The organism is Geodermatophilus sp. URMC 63, assembly GCF_053502565.1.
In genome coordinates this window covers 772,439-796,284 of sequence record NZ_CP199956.1, presented here as the reverse complement: position 1 = coordinate 796,284, position 23,846 = coordinate 772,439, and the positions used below count along the sequence as shown (strand labels likewise).

25 protein-coding genes are annotated in these 23,846 nt (G+C 76.2%); 19 read left to right on the top strand and 6 right to left on the bottom strand.

What is annotated here, in order from left to right; all coding sequences use genetic code 11:
* Positions 1-119: 119 nt before the first annotated feature.
* Positions 120-449, top strand: coding sequence for a hypothetical protein (locus ACWIZO_RS03850; RefSeq protein WP_448641199.1), 330 nt, complete (start codon positions 120-122; stop codon positions 447-449).
* A gap of 154 nt (positions 450-603) precedes the next feature.
* Here ACWIZO_RS03850 and ACWIZO_RS03845 read toward each other — a convergent pair whose 3' ends face one another.
* On the bottom strand, positions 604-816 hold the full coding sequence (locus tag ACWIZO_RS03845; RefSeq protein ID WP_448641198.1) for a hypothetical protein: 213 nt from the start codon (positions 814-816) through the stop codon (positions 604-606).
* Between the two features lie 136 nt (positions 817-952).
* On the opposite strand from ACWIZO_RS03845, the gene ACWIZO_RS03840 reads away from it, so the two are divergent.
* Both ACWIZO_RS03840 and ACWIZO_RS03835 read left to right on the top strand, forming a co-directional pair.
* Positions 953-1,357 (top strand): Lrp/AsnC family transcriptional regulator, encoded by a 405-nt coding sequence (locus ACWIZO_RS03840; protein ID WP_448641197.1) that lies wholly within the window; start codon positions 953-955, stop codon positions 1,355-1,357.
* Between the two features lie 29 nt (positions 1,358-1,386).
* Entirely contained in the window at positions 1,387-1,698 is a 312-nt protein-coding gene (locus tag ACWIZO_RS03835) for a DUF4229 domain-containing protein (RefSeq protein WP_448641196.1), read from the top strand.
* A gap of 7 nt (positions 1,699-1,705) precedes the next feature.
* Here the strand turns inward: ACWIZO_RS03835 and ACWIZO_RS03830 are convergent, their stop codons facing one another.
* Together ACWIZO_RS03830 and ACWIZO_RS03825 are read right to left on the bottom strand one after the other, a co-directional pair.
* A complete protein-coding gene (locus ACWIZO_RS03830; RefSeq protein ID WP_448641195.1) occupies positions 1,706-2,578 on the bottom strand; it encodes a 1,4-dihydroxy-2-naphthoate polyprenyltransferase in 873 nt (290 codons plus the stop codon).
* Entirely contained in the window at positions 2,578-3,741 is a 1,164-nt protein-coding gene (locus ACWIZO_RS03825) for an AMP-binding protein (RefSeq protein WP_448641194.1), read from the bottom strand. The genes ACWIZO_RS03830 and ACWIZO_RS03825 overlap by 1 nt, the downstream gene beginning before the upstream one ends.
* Before the next feature lie 41 nt (positions 3,742-3,782).
* On the opposite strand from ACWIZO_RS03825, the gene ACWIZO_RS03820 reads away from it, so the two are divergent.
* Both ACWIZO_RS03820 and menD read left to right on the top strand, forming a co-directional pair.
* On the top strand, positions 3,783-4,742 hold the full coding sequence (locus ACWIZO_RS03820) for an o-succinylbenzoate synthase (protein ID WP_448641193.1): 960 nt from the start codon (positions 3,783-3,785) through the stop codon (positions 4,740-4,742).
* Positions 4,739-6,415 carry a 2-succinyl-5-enolpyruvyl-6-hydroxy-3-cyclohexene-1-carboxylic-acid synthase gene (menD, locus tag ACWIZO_RS03815; RefSeq protein WP_448641192.1) on the top strand — a complete coding sequence of 559 codons (1,677 nt, stop codon included), beginning with the start codon at positions 4,739-4,741 and terminating at the stop codon, positions 6,413-6,415. Before ACWIZO_RS03820 ends, menD begins: the two co-directional genes overlap by 4 nt.
* Positions 6,416-6,423: 8 nt before the next feature.
* Here the strand turns inward: menD and ACWIZO_RS03810 are convergent, their stop codons facing one another.
* The 3 genes from ACWIZO_RS03810 to ACWIZO_RS03800 are packed head-to-tail and all read right to left on the bottom strand — an operon-like array spanning position 6,424 to position 9,241.
* Complete coding sequence (locus tag ACWIZO_RS03810) at positions 6,424-7,308, bottom strand: DNA polymerase beta superfamily protein (RefSeq protein ID WP_448641191.1); 885 nt, start codon at positions 7,306-7,308, stop codon at positions 6,424-6,426.
* Positions 7,309-7,349: 41 nt separating this feature from the next.
* A complete protein-coding gene (locus tag ACWIZO_RS03805; protein WP_448641190.1) occupies positions 7,350-7,970 on the bottom strand; it encodes a class I SAM-dependent methyltransferase in 621 nt (206 codons plus the stop codon).
* Positions 7,970-9,241, bottom strand: coding sequence for an isochorismate synthase (locus ACWIZO_RS03800; protein WP_448641189.1), 1,272 nt, complete (start codon positions 9,239-9,241; stop codon positions 7,970-7,972). The genes ACWIZO_RS03805 and ACWIZO_RS03800 overlap by 1 nt, the downstream gene beginning before the upstream one ends.
* 35 nt (positions 9,242-9,276) lie before the next feature.
* Between ACWIZO_RS03800 and ACWIZO_RS03795 the strand changes: the two genes are divergently transcribed.
* The 14 genes from ACWIZO_RS03795 (at position 9,277) to nuoK (ending at position 23,840) form a co-directional block, all read left to right on the top strand.
* On the top strand, positions 9,277-9,996 hold the full coding sequence (locus ACWIZO_RS03795; protein ID WP_448641188.1) for a demethylmenaquinone methyltransferase: 720 nt from the start codon (positions 9,277-9,279) through the stop codon (positions 9,994-9,996).
* Between the two features lie 249 nt (positions 9,997-10,245).
* Entirely contained in the window at positions 10,246-10,920 is a 675-nt protein-coding gene (locus ACWIZO_RS03790) for a phosphoribosyltransferase (RefSeq protein WP_448641187.1), read from the top strand.
* Positions 10,921-10,972: 52 nt separating this feature from the next.
* On the top strand, positions 10,973-12,247 hold the full coding sequence (locus tag ACWIZO_RS03785; RefSeq protein WP_448641186.1) for a geranylgeranyl reductase family protein: 1,275 nt from the start codon (positions 10,973-10,975) through the stop codon (positions 12,245-12,247).
* Positions 12,248-12,411: 164 nt separating this feature from the next.
* Positions 12,412-12,774, top strand: a complete 363-nt coding sequence (locus ACWIZO_RS03780; RefSeq protein ID WP_106275325.1) for an NADH-quinone oxidoreductase subunit A — start codon at positions 12,412-12,414, stop codon at positions 12,772-12,774.
* A gap of 15 nt (positions 12,775-12,789) precedes the next feature.
* Positions 12,790-13,470, top strand: a complete 681-nt coding sequence (locus ACWIZO_RS03775) for a NuoB/complex I 20 kDa subunit family protein (protein WP_448641185.1) — start codon at positions 12,790-12,792, stop codon at positions 13,468-13,470.
* The gene (locus tag ACWIZO_RS03770) at positions 13,467-14,204 is read left to right on the top strand and encodes an NADH-quinone oxidoreductase subunit C (RefSeq protein ID WP_448641184.1); all 738 of its coding nucleotides are present in this window, start codon (positions 13,467-13,469) and stop codon (positions 14,202-14,204) included. The genes ACWIZO_RS03775 and ACWIZO_RS03770 overlap by 4 nt, the downstream gene beginning before the upstream one ends.
* A 10-nt stretch (positions 14,205-14,214) precedes the next feature.
* Entirely contained in the window at positions 14,215-15,537 is a 1,323-nt protein-coding gene (locus tag ACWIZO_RS03765) for an NADH-quinone oxidoreductase subunit D (protein ID WP_448641183.1), read from the top strand.
* 73 nt (positions 15,538-15,610) lie between these two features.
* Positions 15,611-16,711: an NADH-quinone oxidoreductase subunit NuoE gene (gene nuoE, locus ACWIZO_RS03760; RefSeq protein ID WP_448641182.1), complete on the top strand. Its 1,101-nt coding sequence runs from the start codon at positions 15,611-15,613 to the stop codon at positions 16,709-16,711.
* Position 16,712: 1 nt separating this feature from the next.
* On the top strand, positions 16,713-18,041 hold the full coding sequence (nuoF, locus tag ACWIZO_RS03755) for an NADH-quinone oxidoreductase subunit NuoF (protein ID WP_448641181.1): 1,329 nt from the start codon (positions 16,713-16,715) through the stop codon (positions 18,039-18,041).
* A complete protein-coding gene (locus ACWIZO_RS03750; RefSeq protein ID WP_448641180.1) occupies positions 18,038-20,545 on the top strand; it encodes an NADH-quinone oxidoreductase subunit G in 2,508 nt (835 codons plus the stop codon). Before nuoF ends, ACWIZO_RS03750 begins: the two co-directional genes overlap by 4 nt.
* Positions 20,542-22,053, top strand: a complete 1,512-nt coding sequence (gene nuoH / locus ACWIZO_RS03745; protein WP_448641179.1) for an NADH-quinone oxidoreductase subunit NuoH — start codon at positions 20,542-20,544, stop codon at positions 22,051-22,053. The genes ACWIZO_RS03750 and nuoH overlap by 4 nt, the downstream gene beginning before the upstream one ends.
* Positions 22,046-22,720 (top strand): NADH-quinone oxidoreductase subunit NuoI, encoded by a 675-nt coding sequence (gene nuoI, locus ACWIZO_RS03740; RefSeq protein ID WP_448641178.1) that lies wholly within the window; start codon positions 22,046-22,048, stop codon positions 22,718-22,720. The genes nuoH and nuoI overlap by 8 nt, the downstream gene beginning before the upstream one ends.
* The gene (locus ACWIZO_RS03735; RefSeq protein WP_448641177.1) at positions 22,717-23,544 is read left to right on the top strand and encodes an NADH-quinone oxidoreductase subunit J; all 828 of its coding nucleotides are present in this window, start codon (positions 22,717-22,719) and stop codon (positions 23,542-23,544) included. Before nuoI ends, ACWIZO_RS03735 begins: the two co-directional genes overlap by 4 nt.
* Positions 23,541-23,840, top strand: coding sequence for an NADH-quinone oxidoreductase subunit NuoK (gene nuoK / locus ACWIZO_RS03730; protein WP_073421291.1), 300 nt, complete (start codon positions 23,541-23,543; stop codon positions 23,838-23,840). Before ACWIZO_RS03735 ends, nuoK begins: the two co-directional genes overlap by 4 nt.
* Positions 23,841-23,846 lie beyond the last annotated feature (6 nt).

The window sequence follows — 23,846 nt, the reverse complement described above, 5'->3', positions numbered from 1 at the left end:
TCATCCGCCCCACCCGGTCACACCCGTCGCCCCTGCGCGAGGGCGTGGGCGCGTGGGCTCGGTTGCGTGCTTCCATTCCTCCATGACTGCATGCACGGGGGAGCGCCGCGGAGGACGCCGTGGGTAGGCACGCGGCGCCCGACGACGCCGGCACCGACCCGCTCGTCGCCGCCGCGCTCGCGCAGCAGCCGGCCGGCGCACCCGTCACCCGGCACGCACCCCGCGCCGAGGGCACGGAGAGCGGCCTCGGCTGGCCGGGGGACACCACGACCGGTGGCGGGCTCGGCTGGCCCGGGTCGACCGACACCGCCGGCGACACGGCACCGGGCGGCCCCGACGAGACCGCCCGCATGGACGCCGTCCCGCCCGTGCCCGCACCCGGGGACGAGCCCGGGCCGCCGGGTCCGCGCGGCGGCTGGCGCCGGCTCTTCGGCGGCCGCGCGGCCTGATGTAAGGACCTCCCTGCCCCCACGCCTCGCTCCGCACGTCACCAGGCCCCTGCAGGGAGGCCGTTCCAGCACGTCACCAGGCCCCTGCAGGGAGGCCGTGCCGGCACCTCACCGGGCTCGGGGCGGCCCCCCGCGGGGGCCACGGGTGGGCGCGCTAGGCGGGGGAGCCGTCGTCGCGGCGGACGCGGCGGCCCAGCTCGCGGAGGAACTCCGGGTCGTCGTCGGGAGCCACCGGACGGGTGGCGCGCGGCGGGCGCGGACGGCGGGCCGGGCGCTGCTGACGCAGCCCCCTCCCGGCCACGGCGGTCGCTCGCACGACGAGCACGACCACGGCCACCGCGATCGCCAGCAGCACCACGAACGCCACCGGGCGCACCTCCTCGACTCGGCCTCACCGCCAATGTACGTCCGCTGGGATACTCGGGGGTGGGGCGCGACCCGCCCCGCCAGGCACCGACACGGAGGGCCTCATCGACGCCGTCGACCGGCAGCTGATCGACCTGTTGCGCGCCAACGGCCGGGCCAGCTACGCCGAGCTGGCGCGCCAGGTGGGCCTGTCCGCACCGGCGGTGCACGAGCGGGTGGGCAAGCTGGAGGCCGCGGGGGTCGTCACCGGCTACCGCGCCGTCGTCGACCCCGCCGCCCTCGGCCTCGACGTGACCGCGCTGATCGGCGTCATCGAGAGCGACTCGGTCGACGACACCGGCGTCGAGGCCGCCCTGTGGGAGATGCCCGAGGTCGAGGACTGCTGGCGCGTGGCCGGCAGCGAGGGCTACGTGCTCAAGGTCCGGGTGACCGACATCCCGGCACTGGAGGCGGCCATCAGCGCGTTGAACAGGATCAGGGGCGTCGCCCGCACCCGCACCACCGTCGTCCTCTCCACCAAGTGGGAGGGGCGGACGGCGTGACGCCCGACCGCAGTCAGGAGGACCCCACGATGGCCGAGAGCCCCACCCCCAGCGCCCCGTCCGGAGGCCCGGCGACGCCGCCGCGGATCGCCCCGTGGCTGCTGCTCTACACGCTCGGCCGGCTGGTCGTCGCCGTCGTGCTCATCTCGCTGATCTGGCTGGTCGGCCTGCCCGGCTTCCCGGCGCTGCTGTTCGGCCTGCTGCTGTCGATGCCGGTGGCCTACCTGCTGCTGCGCCCGGTGCGCGACCGGCTCACCGAGGCGCTGGCCGCGCGCAACGTCGCGCGGCGCACCCGCAAGGAGCAGCTGCGCGCACGGCTCAGCGGGGACGCCTCCGCCTGATCGGCGGTCAGCCCGACAGCGCGAGCCCGGCGGCCAGCAGCACGCCGGTGACCAGGGTGAGCAGGCCGGTGGACTGCAGGGCCGCGATCAGCGCCGGCCCGCGCCCGCCGGAGAGCACCACCCGCGACGGCGGCAGCGCCAGCGGTGCGGCCAGCACGCCCAGCAGCGCCCACGGCCGGACGACGCCGATCGCGACGACCACGGCGAACGCGACCGCCAGCAGGCCGACGTAGAGCAGCCGGGTGGCGTGCTCGCCGAGCAGGACCGCCAGGGTCCGCTTGCCCACCAGGGCGTCCCCGTCGACGTCGCGCAGGTTGTTGACCACCAGCAGCGCCACCGACAGCAGCCCGACCGGCACCGCCGCGGCCAGCGCCAGGCCCTCGACCCGGCCGGTCTGCGCGAACGTCGTCCCGGTGACGGCGACCAGGCCGAAGAAGACGAAGACGAAGACCTCGCCCAGCGCCCGGTAGCCGTAGGGCAGCGGGCCGCCGGTGTAGGTCCAGGCGGCGACCAGGCACACCGCGCCGACGGCGACCAGCCACCAGCTCGACAGGGCGGCCAGCGCCAGCCCCGCCACCCCCGCGACGGCGAAGGCCAGCAGCGCCGCGACCAGCACCGCGCGGGCCGAGGCCGCGCCCGACCCGACCAGCCGCATCGGCCCGACCCGGTCGGCGTCGGTGCCACGCCGCCCGTCGGAGTAGTCGTTGGCGTAGTTGACCGCCACCTGCAGCGCCAGCGCCACGAGCAGGGCCAGCAGCGCCGGGACGAGCCGGAACCCGTCGAGCGCGGCGGCCGCGCCGGTGCCCACGAGCACCGGGGCGAGGGCGGCGGGCAGCGTGCGGGGCCGGGCACCGGCCACCCACTGCGCCGGGGTGGCCATCACGACCGGCCCTGCAGGCGCGCGGCGACGCCGCGGCGGTCGGGCTTGCCGGTGTGCAGGGTGGGCACCGCGTCGAGCACGTGCAGCTCCCGGGGGGCCGACGGCACGCCGAGCCGCTCGACCACCCACGGCCGCAGGGCACCCAGGTCGGGCACCGCGCCGGGTGCGGGCACGACGGCGGCCACCACCCGCTGCCCCCACTCCTCGTCGGGCCGGCCGAACACCACCGCGTCGGCCACCGAGGGGTGCTCGCGCAGGACGCCCTCGACCGCCTGCGGCGCGACGTTGACCCCGCCGGTGACGACGACGTCGTCGAGCCGGCCGATGACGGTGAGCCGGCCGTCGGACTCGATCGTGCCGGCGTCGCGGGTGCGGAACTCCCCGCCGGCGAACGCGGCCGCGGTGCCCTCCGGGTCGCGCCGGTAGCCGAGGGCGAGCACCGGCCCGGAGATCGCGACGGCTCCTCCGCCGGGTCCTGCGCCACTGCCGTCGTCGTCCACCCGCACCCGCACGCCGTCGAGGGGGACGCCGTCGTACACGCAGCCCCCGGCGGTCTCGGTCATGCCGTAGGTGGTCACGACGGCGACGCCCTCGGCGCGGGCCCGCGTCAGCAGGGCGGGGTCGGTGGCCGCGCCCCCGACGAGCACGGCGTGGAAGGCGCGCAGCGCGTCCGGTTCGCGGTCGAGGTACCGGCGCAGCTGGGTGGGGACCAGGGCGGTGTAGCGCCGGTCGCCCTCCGTGCGCGCCGCCGCGGCGGCCAGGTCCTCGCCCGGTCCCAGGACCGCGGGCAGCGTTCCGGCCAGCACCGAGCGGCACAGCACCTGCAGCCCCGCGATCGCCGACACCGGCAGCGCCAGCAGCCAGGTGCCCGGCCCGCCGAGGCGGTCGAGCGTGGCGGTGCCCGATGCCCGCAGCGCCGGGGCCGGCAGCAGCACCCCGCGGCTGCGCCCGGTCGACCCGGACGTGACGACGACGAGGTCGGCGCCGTCCTCGAGCGGCTCGTCGGCGGCGAGCGCCGCGCGGGCCGCGGCCGCCGCCGGCCCGGCGGGCAGGACGGCGAGCGGCGCGCCGCCGTCGAGGCAGGCGCGGACGGCGGGCAGCACGGTGCCGAGGACGGCGTCGGGGGAGTCCGGCGCGGGGAGGACGGTCAGCTGCCGGGGCACGTCGAACGAGACTACGGCGAGCCCGACATACGCTGGTCGGCGTGATCACCCCCGCCGGCCTCCCCGAGGGGATCGAGCAGGTGGCGGTGTGGTCGGTGCCGATGCGGACCCGCTTCCGCGGCATCGACGTCCGCGACGGCGTCCTCGTGCGCGGCCCGGCCGGCTGGGGCGAGTTCTCCCCGTTCTGGGACTACGGCACCGTCGAGAGCCGGCGCTGGTGGGCCGCCGCCGCGGAGTCGGCGCTGACCGGCTGGCCGACCCCGGTGCGCGACCGCGTGCCGGTGAACGTGACGGTGCCGGCGGTGGACGCCGGGCGCGCGCACGCGATCGTGGCGGCGTCGGGCTGCCGGACGGCGAAGGTGAAGGTCGCCGAGCCCGGGCAGACGCCGGCCGACGACCTCGCCCGCGTGGAGGCCGTCCGCGACGCCCTGGGTCCGGACGGCGCGGTGCGGGTCGACGCCAACGCCGCGTGGGACGTCGACACCGCCGTCGCCCGCGTCCGGGAGCTCGACCGGGTGGGCCTGGAGTACGTCGAGCAGCCCTGCGCCACCCTCGACGAGCTCGCCGCGCTGCGCCGGCGGGTCGACGTCCGGGTGGCCGCCGACGAGGTGGTGCGGCGGGCCGACGACCCGCTCGCGGTCGACCTGCGCGAGGCCTGCGACGTCGTCGTCCTCAAGGTGCAGCCGCTGGGCGGGGTGCGGGCGGCGCTGCGCGTGGCCGAGGCGCACGGGCTGCCGTGCGTCGTCTCCTCGGCGCTGGAGTCCTCGGTCGGCATCGCGGCCGGGGTCGCGCTGGCCGCGGCGCTGCCGGAGCTGCCCTTCGCCTGCGGTCTGGCCACGGTCGCGCTGCTCTCCGGCGACGTCACCGACGCACCGCTGCTGCCGGTCGACGGCGCCCTGCCGGTGCGGGCCGTGACGCCCGACGGGCTCGCCGGCGTCGCTGCCGACCCGGAGGTGACCGGCCGGTGGACCGGGCGGCTGACCGCGGTGCTGGCCGCGTGAACCCCTCCACGGCACTGGCCCGCGTGCTGGTCGACGAGCTGGTCCGCGGCGGGGTCACCGACGCCGTCGTGGCGCCCGGCTCGCGCTCGGCGCCGGTCGCGCTGGCGCTGGCCGCCGCCGAGCGGGCCGGCGTCCTGCGGCTGCACGTGCGCATCGACGAGCGGACGGCGTCCTTCCTCGCCCTCGGTCTGGCGCGCGCGTCGGGCCGGCCGGTCCCGGTGCTCACCACCTCGGGGACGGCGACGGCGCACCTGCACGCCGCCGTCCTCGAGGCCGACGCGAGCGGCGTCCCGCTGGTGGCGCTCACCGCCGACCGGCCGCCGGAGCTGCGGTCCACCGGGGCCAACCAGACCATCGAGCAGCCCGGCCTCTACGGCGGCGCGGTGCGCTGGGCGGCCGACGTCGGCGTCCCCGAGTCCGGCCGCGAGGAGGCGCAGAACCGCTACTGGCGCTCGGTGGTGTCGCGGGCGCTGCTGGCGGCCACCGGCGGGCTGTCGGGCGACCCCGGGCCGGTGCAGCTGAACCTGGCGTTCCGCGAGCCGCTGCTGCCCGACGGGGAGCCGCCGCTCGCCGGCGCGTGGGCGGGGCGGGACGGCGGCGCGCCCTGGACGGCGGGCTCCGCCCCGGCGCCCGGGGCCGACCCGCTGCCGGGCGGGCCCCGCACGCTCGTCGTCGCCGGTGACGGGCCGACCACGCTCGGCCGGGCCTGGGCCGCCGGGGCCGCGGCGGCCGGCTGGCCGGTGGTGGCCGAGCCCAGCGGTGGCGCGTGGACCGGCGACGCCGTCCGCGGCGGGGCGCTGCTGCTCGGCGTGCCCGCGTGGCTGCCCGCGCACCGGCCCGAGCGGGTCGTCGTCGTGGGCCGGCCGACCCTGTCGCGGCCGGTGTCGGCGCTGCTGGCCGACCCGCGGGTGCGCGTGGAGACGGTCGTCGCGACGCCGCGCTGGCCCGACGCCGGCCGGTCGAGTGCACTGGTCACCCGGGCCGCCCCGCCGACCGCGCCGGCGTCCGACGACGGCTGGGCCGCCGCCTGGCGGGACGCCGCCGGCCGGGTCGGGGCGGCGGTCGACGCGCTGCTCGGCGCCGCGCGCGGGCTGACCGCCGCCCGGCTGGCCCGCGACGTCGTCGCCGGGCTGCCGGCCGGGGCGCTGCTGGTGCTCGGCTCGTCGACGCCGGTGCGCGACGTCGACCGGCTCGCCGTCCCCCGCGGGGACGTGACCGTGCTGGCCAACCGCGGCGTCGCCGGGATCGACGGGACGGTCTCCACCGCGGTCGGGGCGGCGCTGGTGCACGGCGGGCCGGCCGTGGCGCTGATGGGCGACCTGACGTTCCTGCACGACCTGCAGGGCCTGCTCACCGGCGACGGGGAGGCGCGGCCGGACCTCACGGTCGTCGTGCCCGACAACGACGGCGGCGGCATCTTCGCCCAGCTCGAGCCGGGCCGGCCGGCGCACGCCCGCGACTACCGGCGGGTGTTCGGGACACCGCACGGCCGCGACCTGGTCGCGGTCGCCGAGGCCCTCGGCTGGCCGGCGACGGCGGTGCGCGACGCCGGCGAGCTCCCGGCGGCGCTGGCGTCGGGCGGGCCCCGCGTGGTCGTCGTCCGCACCGACCAGCGGGCCGAGGCCGACCTCGCCGTCAGCCTGCGCGACGCGGTATCCCGGGCCCTCGCCTGACCCGGCCCTCAGCCGCCGGACGGTCCCCAGTACGCCAGGTGGGAGCGGTGCAGCCACCCGTCGACCCACGCCCGATCGGGCTCGGGTGGCACGGCGGCGCTGTCGGACAGCGCGACCAACCGCGCCTCGGCGTCCTCGACCGCGGCGACCGCCTCGGCCAGCGGCACCTCGCCGCGGCGGACCGCCCGCAGGTGCGCGCGGTCGGGCTCGGGCACCGGCAGGGTGATGCGGCCGGTGCTGAGCAGTTCCACGCCCTGCACGCCCAGGCGGAGCGCGTGCATCGCGAACGTGACGTCGTAGCCGTGCTCGGCGACCAGTTCGGGCCGGTTGGTGTGCGCACCGACCTCGCCGGTCATCGCCGCCCGCTGGGAGCGCAGGTAGCCGAGGAAGCGCCTGGCGGCCACGCGCGAGACGAAGCGGTCGGCGTGCGCGACCAGCTCGGCGCCTGCGGCGTCCCGGTACACGACCTCCTCGTCGGGCACGAACAGCAGGAGCAGCACCGTGGGGTTGCCGGCCAGCGCCAGCCGCGCCCACTTGCGCGCGGAGTAGACGACGACGTCGAGGTCGCCGGCGCCCGAGCGGTTGGCCAGCCCGCCCGGCCGGTCCCACGCGGTGTGCCGGTGGTACTGCTCGAAGGGCACCGTCGCCGTCGTCGAGGTGCCGGCCGGCACCCGGGCCACGCCGGTGACGTGCTCCGGCGGCAGCAGGCACAGGCCCATCTCGTCGCGGTCGTCCTGGCCGGCCACCGCCGTGCCGTGGACGCCGGAGCCCACCTGCGCGCGCAGCACGGTGCCGCGTTCGGCGATGGCGCGGGCCTCGGCCGAGGCGTGCGGGTGGGAGTCGAACGGCGGTGGCAGCGACCGGTCGCCGAGGACGAGGGGGACGGCGGGCACCGGCACACCCAACCAGTCCGCACGCGGCCTGCCGACCGGTTTCACCCGGGGCGGTGCCACACCAGCACGTAGCGCCAGAACAGCAGCCGCCGCACCCGGACGCCGGGCAGCACCGCCCGCGCCCGCCGCCGCACCTCCCGGACGGTGAGCCCCGGCTCCCGCAGCGGCATCCCCGGCGTCCGCTCCGCGCGCGGCGCCCCGCGCAGCAGCCGCTCCGCCCCGACGACGCGGTGCGCGACGGCGGCGACCGCCTCGACCGGCAGCTCCCGGGGCAGGTCGACCCGCGGCAGGGCGACGGCGGCCACGACGCCGCCGGGCCGCACCGCCGCAGCCCACGACCGGAGCGCCTCCTCCAGCGGCAGGTGGTGGAGCACGCTCGTGCTCACGACGGCGTCGTAGCCCCCCGCCGGCAGGTCGAGGTCCAGCACGTCGGCCGCGACGACGCGGACCGCCGCGGGCACCCGCGCCCGGGCCAGCGCCACCATCTCCGGCGACCGGTCGACGGCGTCCACCCGTGTGACCCGCTCCGCGAGCAGGACGGCCAGGTCGCCGCCCCCGCACCCGACCTCGAGCACCCGCTCGCAGCGGGACGGCAGCGCGCCGAGCAGCACCGGCCGGTAGTGCGCGTCGTGGTCCCAGGACAGGTCCGGGACCGGTCGCATCAGCTCTCCAGCGCGGCCTGGACGGCGGCGAACTTCGACTGGGTCTCGGCCAGCTCGGCGGCCGGGTCGGAGCCGGCCACGATGCCGCAGCCGGCGAACAGCCGGGCGGTGGCCGGGTCGGTGTCGGAGAGCTGGGCGCAGCGCAGGGCCAGGCCGAACTCGCCGTCGCCGCGGCCGTCGAGCCAGCCGACCGGCCCGGCGTAGCGGCCGCGGCCGGTGCCCTCGAGCTCGGCGATGACCGAGGCGGCGACGTCGGGCGGGGTGCCGCAGACGGCGGCGGTCGGGTGCACGGCGTCGACCAGTTCCAGCAGCCCGGCGCGGCCGCCGGCGCCGGACCGGCGGTGGGTGCCGGTGACGTCGGTGGCCAGGTGCCGCACGTTGGCCAGCGTGAGCAGCGCGGGCTCCGCGGGCACCGACAGCGCGGTGCAGTAGGGCTCGAGGGCCTGCACCAGGGAGTCGACCGCGAGGGCGTGCTCGGCGCGGTCCTTGGCCGAGGACAGCAGCCCGGCGGCCAGCCGGTCGTCGTCGGCCCCGGCGCCCCGGGGTGCGGTGCCGGCCAGCACGCGCGCGGACAGCTCCCGGCCCGTGCGCCGCAGCAGCAGCTCCGGGGTGGCGCCGAGCAGGCCGTCGACGGCGAAGGTCCAGCAGTCGGGGAAGCGGGCGGCCAGGCGGTCGAGCAGCCGGCGCGGGTCGAGCGGGACGTCGGCGGTGACCAGCAGGTCGCGGGCGAGGACCACCTTGGCCAGCTCGCCGGCGCCGATGCGCTGCACCGCGGCGGCGACCGCCGAGCACCAGGAGGCGGGGTCGAGCGCGCCGTCGGCGTAGCGCAGCCGGGCCGGTGCCGGGGGCAGCGGCGGGCCGGCGGCGAGCAGGTCGCGCGGGTCGGCGTCGCCGGCGGAGGTCAGCCAGGCGACGCCGGCGCGCCGGCCGACGACGACCTCGGGGACGACGAACACCGACGTCTCCGCGGCCGGGTCGAAGGCGATGCTGGCGAAGACGACCGGCCCGGAGCCGGGGACGCCGACCTCGTCGTCGACCACCAGGTCGGCGGTGCGGGCGGCCCACCAGGCCGCGGCCTCGGCGAGCGCGCCGGGGCCGCGGACCTCGAGCCGGTCGGCCTCGCCCCAGCCCACCAGGCCCTCGCCGCGGCGCACCCACGACAGGGCGCCGGTGCGCGGCAGCAGCCCCAACAGGTCGGGGGAGTCCTCGAGCGCGACGGTCGTGACGGCGGGCGCGGCGGCGTCCGTCGAGGTCACGGCCGCCGCGGTCACGGCTCCAATGTAGGCAGCCGGTAGCGTCGGCCGCCGTGGGACACCGGCGAGAGAGCGCACACACCGCCGGGGTGCGGGCCGGGCTGGACAAGCAGCCGGCCGACGTCGCCGCGATGTTCGACCGGGTCGCCCGCCGCTACGACGTCACCAACACCGTGCTGTCGGGCGGTCTGGACGCCGGGTGGCGGCGGGCCACGCGGGCGGCGCTCGGGGCGCGGCCGGGGGCGACGGTGCTCGACGTCGCGGCCGGGACGGCGGTGTCGACCGTCGAGCTGGCGGCGGCCGGCGTGCACGCGGTCGCCTGCGACTTCTCCCTGGGGATGCTGCGAGCGGGCGCGGCGCGGCCGGTGCCCAAGGTGGCCGGTGACGCGATGGCGCTGCCGCTGGCCGACGCCAGCGTCGACGGGCTGGTCATCTCCTTCGGCCTGCGCAACGTGGCCGACCCCGACGCGGCGCTCCGCGAGTTCGCGCGGGTGGTGCGGCCGGGCGGGACGCTCGTCGTCTGCGAGTTCTCCAGCCCCGTCTGGGCGCCCTTCCGCACCGTCTACACCGAGTACCTGATGCGGGCGCTGCCGCGGATCGCCCGCGCGGTGAGCAGCAACCCCGACGCCTACGTCTACCTGGCCGAGTCGATCCGCGCCTGGCCCGACCAGCCGGCGCTGGCCGCGCGCATCCAGGCGGCCGGGTGGGCCGACGTCGAGTGGCGCGACCTCACCGGCGGCATCGTCGCGCTGCACCGCGCCCGCCGTCCGTAGGCGACCTGCTGGAACGGCCGCGTCGCAGGGGCCCGCACCGCGCGGAGCGTGGTGTGGGGGGCGACGTGGTCCTTGTAGCGTCGGTCCATGACGACACCGACCCCGATGCCCGAGCCGCCCGGGCCCTCCCCGTCGCCGGTCGACCCGATCTCGCCGCCGTCGCCGGCCCCGCTCCCGCAGCCCAGCCCGACCGACCCCACCGCCCCACCGCCCTCGGGACCGCAGCCCGTCTGACGCGGCGGCGGCGCGGTGGGCCACCGTCGCCCGTTCGCCGACCGGCGCGACGCCGGCCGGCAGCTCGCCGCGCGCCTCGCCGACCCGGGCCCGACCGGCGCCGTCCCGCTCGGGCCCGACGCGCTGGTCCTCGGCCTGCCCCGCGGCGGGGTCGTCGTCGCCGCCGAGGTCGCCGCGGCGCTCGGAGCCGAGCTCGACGTCGTCGCCGTCCGCAAGCTCGGGCTGCCCGGCCACCCCGAGCTGGCCATGGGCGCCCTCGCCGCCGTGGGGGACACCGTCGAGAGCGTCCGCAGCGAGGCCGTCCTCGCCCGCGTGACCGTCGACGCCGCGGCCGCCGACGAGGTCTACCGCGCCGAGCTCGCCGAGCTGCGCCGCCGTCAGCGCGCCTACCGCGGCGACCGGCCGCCGCCCGACGTCGCCGGCCGTACCGTCGTCCTCGTCGACGACGGCCTGGCCACCGGCTCCACCGCCCGCGCGGCGCTGGGCGCCGTGCGCGGTGCCGGTCCCGCCGCCGCCGTCGTCGTGGCCGTCCCCGTCGGCGCGCCCGACGTCTGCGCCGGGCTCGACGCCGACCAGGTCGTCTGCCTGCTCACCCCCTCGCCGTTCGGCGCGGTCGGCCGGTACTACGACGACTTCGGCCAGACCACCGACGACGAGGTCGCGGCGGCCCTGGCCGGGTCCCCCGCCTAGGCTCGGACGGCGGTCCGGAGGGGCTGCAGCCGAGCACCGAGGGGGCCAGCGCGTGACGAGTCCGACCGCCGGGGGCACCGCCGACGTCGTGGTGGTCGGTGCCGGCCCCGCGGGGTCGGCCGCCGCCTGGACGCTGGCCACCGCCGGACTCGACGTCGTCGTGCTGGAGAAGGCCCGCTTCCCCCGCGAGAAGGTCTGCGGCGACGGCCTCACGCCGCGTGCGGTGAAGGCGCTCGACGACATGGGCGTCGACACCTCGCCGGCCGCCGGCTGGGTGCGGCACCGGGGGCTGCGCGTGTTCGGCGGCGGCCAGGTGGTCGAGGTCGACTGGCCGCGGCTGGACTCCTGGCCCTCCTACGGCCTCATCCGGGCGCGGAGGGACCTCGACCCGATGCTGGCCGAGCACGCCGTCGCTGCCGGTGCCCGGCTCGAGCAGGAGGTCACCGTCACCGACCCGCTGCTCGACGACGCGGGCCGGGTCGCCGGGGTGCACGCCCAGGCCGGTCCCGGCAGGGAGCCGGTGACCTGGCGGGCGCCGCTGGTCGTCTCCGCCGAGGGGCTGTCCGGCCGGCTGGCCAAGGCGATCGGGCTCACCCGCCGCGAGGACCGGCCGCTCGGCGTCGCCGTCCGCCGGTACGTCGCGACGCCGCGCGGTGAGGACCCCTGGCTCGACATCTCCTTCGACCTCTCCGCCGAGGGTCCGACCGCCGACTCCATGCCCGGCTACGGCTGGTCCTTCGGCATGGGCGACGGCACCGCCAACGTCGGCTTCGGCCTGCTCGACACACGGCGCGGCGGCGACACCGACCCCCGCACCGTGCTGCGCCGGTGGCTGGCCACCCTGCCGCCGGAGTGGCAGCTCGGCGAGGAGCACGCGGTCACCCCGCTGCGCGGCGCGGGCCTGCCCATGGCGCTGGGCCGCGGGCCGGCCTACACCCGCGGCCTGCTGCTGGCCGGGGACACCGCGGGCGTGGTCAACCCGTTCAACGGCGAGGGCATCAGCTACGCGCTCGAGACCGGCCGGATGGCCGGCGAGACGGCGGCGGCGGCACTGGCGGCGGCGGAGGGGCCGGCCCGCGAGGCCGTCCTGCGGCGCTACCCGCAGTGGCTGCGCGAGGAGTACGGCCGCCACCACCGCCTCGGCACGGCCTTCCTCGCCCTGCTCGACCGGCCGGCTCTGGTCCGCTTCGCCACCGCGCACGGGCTCAAGCGCCCGGCGGTGGTGGCCGCCGCCCTGCGGCTGATGGGCAACCTCTCCGACGGCCGCGACGGCGACCGCTTCGACCGGGTGATCGCGCTGCTCACCCGGCTCACCCCGTCGGTCTGACGTCGGGGTGAGGCAGTCCGTGACCGGACCGTGACCGGCGGGTGTGAACTCGACGACCCCCCGCGCTTCCGATCGGCAGACCCGAGGCATAGGCTCGGAACCGTCCGTTTGTGAATTTGTTCACAAGCTCCGTGCACGTCGTGTGACGCCGAGGGGAGGCGCTGGTGCTCTCGACCTACGTGCCCATCGTGGGTCTGTTCGCGCTGGCCGCGGCCTTCGCCCTGTTCTCCGTCGCGGTCGCCCCGTTCGTGGGTCCGCGTCGCTACAACCGGGCCAAGCTCGAGGCCTACGAGTGCGGCATTGAGCCGGTCGACCAGCCGCTGCACGGCGGCCGCTTCCCGGTGAAGTACTACCTGACGGCGATGCTGTTCATCGTCTTCGACATCGAGATCGTCTTCCTCTACCCGTGGGCTGTCGCCAACGACGCGCTGGGTGTCTTCGGCCTGGTCGAGATGGTCGTGTTCATCGCGACCGTCTTCCTCGCCTACGCCTACGTGTGGCGCCGCGGCGGCCTCGAGTGGGACTGACGGTGAGGAGCTGACATGGGTCTCGAGGAGAAGCTGCCCAGCGGTTTCCTGCTGACCAGCGTGGAGAAGCTGGTCAACTGGACGCGCAAGTCCTCGCTGTGGCCGGCCACCTTCGGCCTGGCCTGCTGCGCCATCGAGATGATGGCCACCGGCGCCGGCCGCTACGACCTCGCGCGCTTCGGCATGGAGGTCTTCCGCGCCTCGCCGCGCCAGGCCGACCTGATGATCGTCGCCGGCCGGGTGAGCCAGAAGATGGCGCCGGTCCTGCGGCAGATCTACGACCAGATGCCCGAGCCCCGCTGGGTGCTCGCCATGGGCGTGTGCGCGAGCTCCGGCGGCATGTTCAACAACTACGCGGTGGTGCAGGGCGTCGACCACGTCGTCCCGGTGGACATGTACCTGCCCGGCTGCCCGCCGCGCCCGGAGATGCTGATGGACGCCATCCTCAAGCTCCACCACAAGATCCAGAACGAGCCGCTGGGGGAGCGGCGGGCCCGCCAGCTCGAGCGGGACCGGGCCGAGGGGCGCGCCCGCGACCTGCTGGTGGAGATGCCCTCCAGCGTGCGGGTCGACAAGGCCGCCCGGCGCGCCTACGAGCAGGCCGCGGCCGAGGGGCGGACCGGCCAGTTCGCCATCGACCAGCGCGGCGGCAAGGCCGTCCTGCTGCCCGAGCCGTACGTGCGGAGCGAGCGGTGACCGGCCCCGGCGACCGCAGCGGCGCCGACGCCGGCCAGGGCGTGACCGCGCCGAGCGGCGGGTTCCGCAAGGGGGCCTTCGGCGTCAGCGGCAGCGGCGACACCTCCGGCTTCGGCGGCCTGGTCCGCGTCGAGCCCGGCGGCGCGGTGGCGCTGCACTCCACCGACCGGCCCTACGGCGGCTGGTTCGACGAGGTCACCGACGCCCTCGTCGACGCCGTCGGCGCGGCCACCTACGCCGCCGCCGTCCGGCGGGTGCTGGTCGACCGCGGCGAGATCACCTACTTCGTCGCCCGCGAGCACCTGCTCACCCTGGTGCAGGCCCTCCGCGACGACGACGCGCTGCGCTTCGAGCTGTGCAGCAGCGTCTCCGGCGTCGACTACGAGGGCAGCGGCGGCCCCGCCGCCACCCCCGGCCGGCCGCGGCTGCACGTCGTCTACCACCTGACCTCGATGACCTACCGGCGGCGGATCCGCCTCGAGGTCGCGGTCACCGCCGAGGACCCGCACGTGCCGTCGGTGTCGTCGGTGTACCCCACGGCGGACTGGCACGAGCGGGAGACCTACGACATGTTCGGCGTCGTCTTCGACGGCCACCCGGCGCTCACCCGGATCCTCATGCCGGACGACTGGGACGGGCACCCGCAGCGCAAGGACTACCCGCTCGGCGGCGTCCCGGTCGAGTACCACGACGCGACGATCCCGCCGCCCGACACCCGGCGCACCTACCGGTGAGGGGCCTGCGATGAGCACCACGTACGACCCGTACGCCGGGTCGCGGCAGACCACCGAGGGCCGCGTCTACACCGTCACCGGCGGCGACTGGGACCAGACCCTCGGCAGCGACCTCAGCGGCGAGGAACGCCTCGTCGTCAACATGGGGCCCCAGCACCCGTCCACGCACGGGGTCCTGCGGCTGGTGCTCGACCTCGAGGGCGAGACGGTGACCAAGGCGCGGGTCGTCATCGGCTACCTGCACACCGGCATCGAGAAGAACGTCGAGTACCGCAACTGGACGCAGGGGACGACGTTCGTCACGCGGATGGACTACCTGGCCCCGCTGTTCAACGAGGCCGGCTACTGCATGGCCGTGGAGAAGCTGCTCGGCATCGAGGTGCCGCAGCGCGCGCGGACCATCCGGGTGCTGGTCATGGAGATCAACCGGATCGCCTCCCACCTGGTCGGGCTGGCCACCGGCGGCATGGAGCTCGGCGCGCTCACCGGCATGACCAACGGCTTCCGCGAGCGGGAGCTGTGCCTCGACCTGCTCGAGGAGATCACCGGCCTGCGGATGAACCACGCCTACATCCGCCCCGGCGGCGTCGCGCAGGACCTCCCGCCCGGCGCGGTGGAGTCGATCCGCGAGTGGCTCGCGGTCATGCCCGGACAGCTGGCCGGCTACCACAAGCTGCTCACCGGCCAGCCGATCTGGCAGCGCCGGCTCAAGGACGTCGGCTACCTCGACGTCACCGGCTGCCTGGCGCTGGGCGTCACCGGGCCGATCCTGCGCGCGGCCGGCCTGCCGTGGGACCTGCGCAAGGTCGACCCCTACCTCGGCTACGAGTCCTACGACTTCGAGGTGCCGACGGCCGACACGTCCGACGCGTGGGGCCGCTACCTGGTGCGCATGGCCGAGATGTTCGAGTCGCTCAAGATCGTCGAACAGGCGCTCGACCGGCTCGAGCCCGGCCCGGTCATGGTCGAGGACCGCAAGATCGCCTGGCCGGCGCAGCTGTCCCTGGGTGCTGACGGCATGGGCAACTCCCTCGAGCACGTCAAGCACATCATGGGCACCTCGATGGAGGCCCTGATCCACCACTTCAAGCTGGTCACCGAGGGCTTCCGGGTGCCGGCCGGGCAGGTGTACGTGCCGGTCGAGTCGCCGCGCGGCGAGCTCGGTTACCACGTGGTCAGCGACGGCGGCACCCGCCCGTTCCGCGTCCACGTGCGCGACCCCAGCTTCGTCAACCTGCAGGCGACCGCGGCGATGAGCGAGGGCGGCATGATCGCCGACGTCATCGCGGCCATCGCCTCCATCGACCCCGTCATGGGAGGTGTGGACAGGTGAGCGAGCTCGCGAGCTCACCCAGGAGCACAGCAGTGCCACGAGCGGCGTCGACGAGCGCCAGCGAGGAGACGTCGTGAGCTCGCTGCCCGGGTCGTCGGAGGGGGCGGCCACGACGGGGCTGGTCGACAGCCCGGTCGAGCCGGCCCCGGCCGACCTGCCGCCGATCCCCGCGCAGGCCCGGCTCGAGGCGCGGGAGATCATGGCCCGCTACCCGCAGCCGCGCTCGGCCCTGCTGCCGATGCTGCACCTGGTGCAGAGCTACCAGGGCTACGTCTCACCCGAGGGCGTCACGCTGTGCGCCGAGGAGCTGGGGCTGACCAAGGCCGAGGTCGGCGCGGTGGCGACCTTCTACACGATGTACAAGCGCCGCCCGACCGGCCGGCACATCGTCAGCGTCTGCACCAACACGCTGTGCGCCGTCCTCGGCGGGCAGCGGATCATGGACGCCCTGTCCGCGGACCTCGGCGTCCACCACGACGAGACGGCGGCCGACGGCTCGGTCACCCTCGAGCACGCCGAGTGCCTGGCCGCCTGCGACTACGCGCCGGTGGTCACCGTCGACTACGAGTTCTACGACCAGCAGGACGTCGACAGCGCCCGCGCGCTGGTGGCCGCGCTGCGCCGGGGCGAGAAGCCGCACCCCACCCGCGGCGCGCCGCTCACCGACTTCCGCGGCGTCTCCCGCCAGCTGGCCGGCTTCTCCCAGCACGCCGACGCCGCGGCCGCCCGGGCCGCCGTCGACGCCCCGGGGGAGTGGGGCCCCACCCTGGCCGGCGTCCGGCTGGCCGCCGAGCGCGGCGAGGCCGCCCCGCCGATGGACGGCCCCGAGCCGCAGGCCGCCGACGACGGCGAGCCCGCCGACACGGCGGAAGGACCCCGTCCTCCCCACCCTTCGCAGGCTCAGGGTGGGACCCGGGACGGGGCCGACGAGACGTCGGACGCCGAAGCGGCAGACACCCTGTCCGGCGACGCCGGCCAGACGCCGGAGGAGGAGGCCGCCGACGCGCGCGTCGCCGCGGCCGACAACCCCGCCGAGCGCGCCGGTGCGGCGCAGACCCACCCCGACCGCGGCACCGAGTACGGCCGCAAGACGCCGTCCGGTCCGCGTCCCACCCCCGACACCCCCGCAGGGACCGAGCCGGGCACCTCCGGCCAGGGTCCAGGGAAGGTCTGAGATGCCGCTCACCCCCGTCCTCACCTCGCGCTGGGGCGCCGACCAGCCCTGGCGGCTGTCCACCTACGAGTCGCTCGACGGCTACACCGCGCTGCGCACCGCGCTGTCGATGGCCCCCGACGAGCTGGTCTCGCTGGTCAAGGACTCCGGCCTGCGCGGCCGCGGCGGCGCCGGGTTCCCCACCGGCATGAAGTGGAGCTTCATCCCGCAGCCCAGGCCGGGGGAGACGCCCACCGGGCCGGCCGCCATGCCCAAGTACCTCGTGGTCAACGCCGACGAGGGCGAGCCGGGCACCTGCAAGGACCTCCCGCTGATGATGACCGACCCGCACGCCCTGGTGGAGGGCGTCATCATCTCGGCGTACGCGATCCGCTGCCGGTTCGCCGTCATCTACGTCCGCGGCGAGGCCGTGCACGCCCACCGCCGGCTGGTCAACGCCGTCGAGGAGGCCTACGCGGCCGGCTACCTCGGCACCGACGTCCTCGGCTCGGGCTACGACCTCGAGCTGGTCGTGCACGCCGGCGCCGGGGCCTACATCTGCGGCGAGGAGACGGCGCTGCTCGACTCGCTCGAGGGCTACCGCGGCCAGCCGCGCCTCAAGCCGCCGTTCCCCGCTGTCGCCGGCCTCTACGGCGCCCCGACGGTCATCAACAACGTCGAGACGCTGGCCACCGTGCCCTTCGTCGTCCGCGGCGGGGCGGAGTGGTTCAAGCGGTTCGGTCCGGAGAAGTCGCCGGGACCGAAGATCTACTCGCTGTCGGGCCGGGTGGTGCGCCCCGGCCAGTACGAGGCCCCGATGGGCACGACGATGCGCGAGCTGCTGGCGATGGCCGGCGGCGTCCGCCCCGGGCACGAGCTGAGGTTCTGGACGCCGGGTGGCTCGTCGACGCCGTACTTCACCGCCGAGCACCTCGACGTCCCGCTCGACTTCGACTCCGTCGGCGCCGCGGGCTCGATGCTCGGCACCACGGCGCTCATGGTGTTCGACGAGACCGACTCGATCGTCGAGGCGACCCTGCGGTTCACCCAGTTCTACGCGCACGAGAGCTGCGGCAAGTGCACCCCGTGCCGCGAGGGGACCTACTGGCTGGTGCAGGTGCTGCAGCGCCTCGTCGACGGCCGGGGCACCGCGGCCGACCTCGACCTGCTCACCGACACCTGCGACAACATCCTCGGCCGGTCGTTCTGCGCGCTCGGTGACGGCGCGACCAGCTGCATCACCAGCTCCCTGAAGTACTTCCGCGACGACTACGTCGCCCTGCTGCCCCCCGAGGAGCAGGCCCGCCTGGGCCGCTCCCTGCGCCTCGAGCCCGTCGGAGTGGCCTCGTGACCCTGACCCCCACCAGCCCCGAGCCCGCTGCGGCGGTGCCGCCCGGCGTCCCGGGCCCGCACACCCCGCCCGACGCCGTCCACTGCACCATCGACGGCTTCGACGTCGCGGTGCCCAAGGGGACGCTGATCATCCGGGCCGCCGAGATGGTCGGCATCCAGATCCCGCGGTTCTGCGACCACCCGCTGCTCGACCCGGTCGGCGCCTGCCGGCAGTGCCTGGTCGAGGTCGAGGGCCAGCGCAAGCCGGTGGCCTCCTGCACCATGCCGGTCACCGACGGCATGGCGGTCAAGACGCAGCTGACCAGCGCGGTCGCCGACAAGGCGCAGCAGGGCACGATGGAGCTGCTGCTGATCAACCACCCGCTGGACTGCCCGGTCTGCGACAAGGGCGGGGAGTGCCCGCTGCAGAACCAGGCCATGAGCAACGGGCGCACCGAGACCCGCTTCGTCGACGTCAAGCGGACCTATCCCAAGCCGCTGCCGATCAGCAGCGAGATCCTGCTCGACCGCGAGCGCTGCGTGCTGTGCGCCCGCTGCACCCGCTTCTCCCAGCAGGTGGCCGGCGACCCGTTCATCGAGCTGTTCGAGCGGGGCGCGCTGGAACAGGTCGCCGTCTACGAGGACGAGCCGTTCTCCTCCTACTTCTCCGGCAACACCACCCAGATCTGCCCGGTCGGGGCCCTGACCAGTGCGCAGTACCGGTTCCGGTCGCGCCCCTTCGACCTGCGCAGCGAGCCCTCGGTGTGCGAGCACTGCGCCTCGGGCTGCGCCATGCGCACCGACTACCGGCGCGGGAAGGTCATGCGCCGGCTGGCCGGCGAGGACCCGGCGGTCAACGAGGAGTGGACCTGCGACAAGGGCCGGTACGCGTTCCGCTACGCGGCCACCAACGACCGGCTGCCCACCCCGCTGGTCCGCGGCGCGGACGGCGTGCTGGCGCCGGCGTCCTGGCCCGACGCCTGGGCCGCCGCGGCCGAGGGGCTGCGCGCGGCCCGGGCGGCCGGCGGGGTGGGCGTGCTGCCCGGCGGCCGGCTGACCGTCGAGGACGCCTACGCCTACGCCAAGTTCGCGCGGGTCGCGCTGGGCACGCACGACGTCGACGCCCGCGCCCGGGCGCACTCGGCCGAGGAGCAGGCCTTCCTCACCGCGCACGTCGCCGGCACCTCCCCCGGCAGCGGCGCGGTCACCTACGACGAGGTCACCACCGCCCCGGTCGTGCTGCTGGCCGGGCTGGAGCCGGAGGAGGAGTCGCCGATCGTCTTCCTGCGGCTGCGCCGGGCGGTCCGGAAGGGCTCGCTGGCCGTCTACGACCTCGCGCCCTTCGCCACCCGCGCGGCGCAGAAGCTGCAGGCCACCGTGCTGGTCACCCGGCCCGGCGACGAGGCCCGCGCCCTCACCGCGCTCGGTGAGGGCAGCTGGGGCGGCCCCGCCGTCGAGGCGCTGCGGCAGCCGGGCGCGGTCGTGCTCGCCGGCGAGCGGCTGGCCGAGGTCCCCGGGGCGTTCACCGCGCTGGCCGCGCTCGCCCGCGCCACCGGCGCCCGCGTCGCCTGGGTGCCGCGGCGGGCCGGGGAGCGCGGCGCGGTCGAGGCCGGCGCGCTGCCGGGACTGCTGCCCGGCGGGCGCCCGGTCGCCGACCCGGTCGCGCGCGCCGAGGTCGCCACCCTGTGGGGGCTGGAGCCCACCGGCCTGCCGGCCGCGCCGGGCCGCGACACCACCGGCATCCTCACCGCCGTCCGCGACGGCCGGCTGGCCGGCCTGCTCGTCGGCGGCGTCGACCCCGCGGACCTGCCCGACCCGCGGCTGGCCGCGCAGGCCCTCTCCGCGGCGTCCTTCGTCGTCAGCCTCGAGCAGCGGCCGAGCGCCGTCACCGAGCACGCCGACGTCGTGCTGCCCGTCGCCGCGGCGCCGGAGAAGGCCGGCAGCTACCTCGACTGGGAGGGACGGGTGCGCTCCTTCGACGCCACCCTGCACGGCACCGGGCAGCTGCCCGACGGCCGGGTGCTGCACGGCCTGGCCGAGTACCTCGACGTCGACCTGCGGCTGCCCGGGCCCGAGGCGGCCCGCGCCGAGCTCGCCGCGCTGGGCGCCGCTCCCGAGCGGGCCGAGGCCACCGGGCTCGACGTCCCGCCCGCGGCAGCTCCCCGGCCCGGCGACGGCGAGGCGGTGCTGGCCTCCTGGCGGCAGCTGCTCGACGTCGGCACGCTCCAGCGCGACGAGCCCGAGCTGGCCGGCACGGCCCGCCCGCCGGTCGCGCGCATCGGCGCCGAGGCCGCCGCGCGGCTGGGCCTGGCCGACGGCGAGCTGCTCACCGTCACCGGCGCCGCCGGGTCGGTGACCCTGCCCGTCTGCGTCACCGACATGCCCGACGGCGTCGTGTGGCTGCCGATGCGCTCACCCGGCAGCGAGCTGCGCAGCTCGCTGGGCACCGCGCCGGGCGGCGTCGTCCGGCTCGGTGCGGTCCGCACCGGCGCCACCGCCGCCCGTGCGGGGGGTGCCGCGTGAGGGTCCTCGCCGTCGCGGCCGACCAGCCCACGCTGGCCGACTTCGGGCACGACGTCTGGTGGATCGTGCTGCTCAAGATCGTCGGCGTCTTCGCGGTGCTGGTGCTGATGACGCTGTTCGCGATCGTCTTCGAGCGCAAGGTCGTCGCCCGCATGCAGCAGCGCTCCGGCCCCAACCGGGTCGGCCCGCGCGGCTCGCTGCAGAGCCTCGCCGACGGGCTGAAGCTGGCGTTCAAGGAGGACATCATGCCGGCGCTGGCCGACCGGCCGGTGTACTTCCTCGCGCCGGTCATCGCCGCGGTCCCGGCGTTCCTGGCCTTCTCGGTCATCCCGCTCGGCCCGGTCGTCAGCATCTTCGGCCAGCGCACGCCGCTGCAGCTGACCGACGCCCCCATCGGCGTGCTCGTCGTGCTGGCCTGCTCGGCGATGGGCGTCTACGGCATCGTGCTCGCGGGGTGGGCCTCCGGCTCGACCTACCCGCTACTGGGCGGCCTGCGCAGCGCCGCGCAGATGGTCAGCTACGAGATCGCGATGGGCCTGTCGATCGTCGCGGTGTTCCTCTACGCCGGGTCGATGTCGACCTCGGAGATCGTCGCGGCGCAGGCCGACGGCAACCGGCTGTCCTTCTTCGGGCTGGAGGTCACCGGGCCGAGCTGGTTCGCGATCCTGCTGCCGGTCAGCTTCGTCATCTACGTGGTCGCCGTCGTCGGGGAGACCAACCGCGCGCCGTTCGACCTGCCCGAGGCCGAGAGCGAGCTGGTCGGCGGGTTCCACACCGAGTACACGTCGCTGAAGTTCGCGCTGTTCTTCCTCGCCGAGTACATCAACATGGTCACCGTCTCGGCGCTGGCCGCGACGCTGTTCCTCGGCGGCTGGCGGGCCCCGTGGCCGCTGTCGATCTGGGACGGCGCCAACTCCGGGTGGTGGCCGCTGCTGTGGTTCTTCCTCAAGGTCACCGCCGCGCTGTTCGTCTTCATCTGGCTGCGCGGCACGCTGCCCCGGCTGCGCTACGACCAGTTCATGCGCTTCGGCTGGAAGGTGCTCGTCCCGACGGCGCTGGTGTGGATCCTCGTCGTGGCCACGATGCGCACCGTCTCCCGCGAGGCGGAGCTGTCCACCGGTGAGGTGGCGGTCTTCGTCGGTGTGCCGATCGCGCTGGTCGTGCTCGCCGGGCTGCTGATCGCCAGCCGGACGGCCAACCGCGACACCCGGCTCATGGCCGAGGACGCCGCCGCCGGCGGCATCCACGCCACCGACCCCGAGCCCGACGTGCTGCCGCCGGCCGGGCCGCGCCACCGGCCCGCGCAGGGCGCCGGTCCGGCCCGCGCCGAGGGCGGCTACCCGGTGCCGCCCATGGACCTGACCGTGCCGCCCTCGCCCCGGCTGCGCCGTGCCGAGCCGGTCGGTGCCCCCGCCGGTGGCACCCCCGGTGGCAGCCCCGGTGGTGTCGTCAGCAGCGGCCGCCGCGGCAGCACCGCCACCCGCGCACAGGAGGACCTCGATGGCTGAGCAGGACCCGGCTCCCGTGACCCAGCAGGACCCGACGACCACCGGCGGGGAGAAGGGCCTCGCGCAGGCGTCGCGCGGGGCGGTCGAGCGGGCCGGCCGCGACGGCGGCGCCGCGCCGGCCCGCCGCAGCCTGCTCCCGGCGCCCGGCCAGGGCTTCGGCGTCACCTTCGGCCAGATGTTCAAGAAGGTGACCACCGAGCAGTACCCCGAGACGCCCAAGGTGACCAAGCCGCGCTACCACGGCCGGCACGTGCTCAACCGGCACCCCGACGGGCTGGAGAAGTGCGTCGGCTGCGAGCTGTGCGCCTGGGCCTGCCCGGCCGACGCCATCTACGTCGAGGGCGGCGACAACACCGAGGACGCGCGCTACAGCCCCGGTGAGCGGTACGGGCGCGTCTACCAGATCAACTACCTGCGCTGCATCTTCTGCGGGCTGTGCATCGAGGCCTGCCCGACCCGGTCGCTGACCATGAGCAACGACTTCGAGCTCGCCGACGACAACCGGCAGGACCTGATCTACACCAAGGAGCAGCTCATGGCCCCGCTCCTGCCCGGCATGGAGGCCCCGCCGCACGCCATGCGGCTGGGCGAGGACGAGAAGGACTACTACGTGCGCGAGCCGCAGCCCGGGTCCGCGGCCGAGCCGGTGACGGCGGAGCGGGCGTGAGCGTCGTCGCGGCGGCCGCCGACACGTCCGTGCAGCTGGGCACCGGCGAGGCCGTCGTCTTCTGGACCCTGGGGCCGATCGCGCTGGCCGGGGCGCTGGGCATGGTGTTCAGCCGCAACGCCGTCCACTCGGCGCTCTGGCTGGTCAACACGATGCTCACGTTCGGCGTCTTCTACGTCGTCCAGGAGGCGCCGTTCCTCGGCGCGGTGCAGATCATCGTCTACACCGGCGCGATCATGATCCTGTTCCTGTTCGTCCTCATGCTGGTCGGCCGGGACTCCTCCGACTCCGTCGTCGAGACGCTGCGCGGCCAGCGGGTGGCGGCGATCGTGCTGGGGGTCGGCTTCGCCGGTCTCGTCGGCGCCGGCATCGCGCGCGCCACCCAGGACACCGCGGCCACCGGCCTGGCCGACGCGCAGGGCGACCGGAGCAACATCGAGGCGATCGCCGAGCTGCTGTTCACCCGCTACCTGCTGGCCTTCGAGGTCACCAGCGCCCTGCTGATCACCGCCGCCGTCGGCGCGATGGTGCTGGCCCACATCGAGCGCGAGCCCGGTACGCGGCGGACGCAGAAGGAGCTGTCGCGGGCGCGCTTCCTCACCGACCGGCCGCAGACGCTGCCCGGTCCCGGGGTGTACGCGCGGGCCAACTCCGTCGCCGCCCCCGCGCTGCTGCCCGACGGGCGCGCCGCCGAGGAGACCGTCGCCACCGGGATCGAGGCCCAGGAGGTCGAGCAGATGCCCCGTCCCACCGGCCGGGCCCAGCTCGGCAGCCCCGACGCGGCGCTCGGCACCCCCGACGGCGTGGTGGACGGGCACCGATGACCCTCACGCACTACCTGGTGCTCGCCGCGATCCTGTTCACCATCGGCGCGGTCGGCGTGCTCGTGCGGCGCAACGCGATCGTCGTGTTCATGTGCGTCGAGCTGATGCTCAACTCGGTGAACCTCACGCTGGTCACCTTCGCCCGGGCCACCGGCACCGTCGACGGCCAGATCATGGCCTTCTTCGTCATGGTCGTGGCCGCCGCCGAGGTCGTCGTCGGCCTCGCGATCATCATGTCGATCTACCGGACCCGCCGGTCGGCGTCGGTCGACGACGCCAACCTGCTCAAGTACTGACGGGAG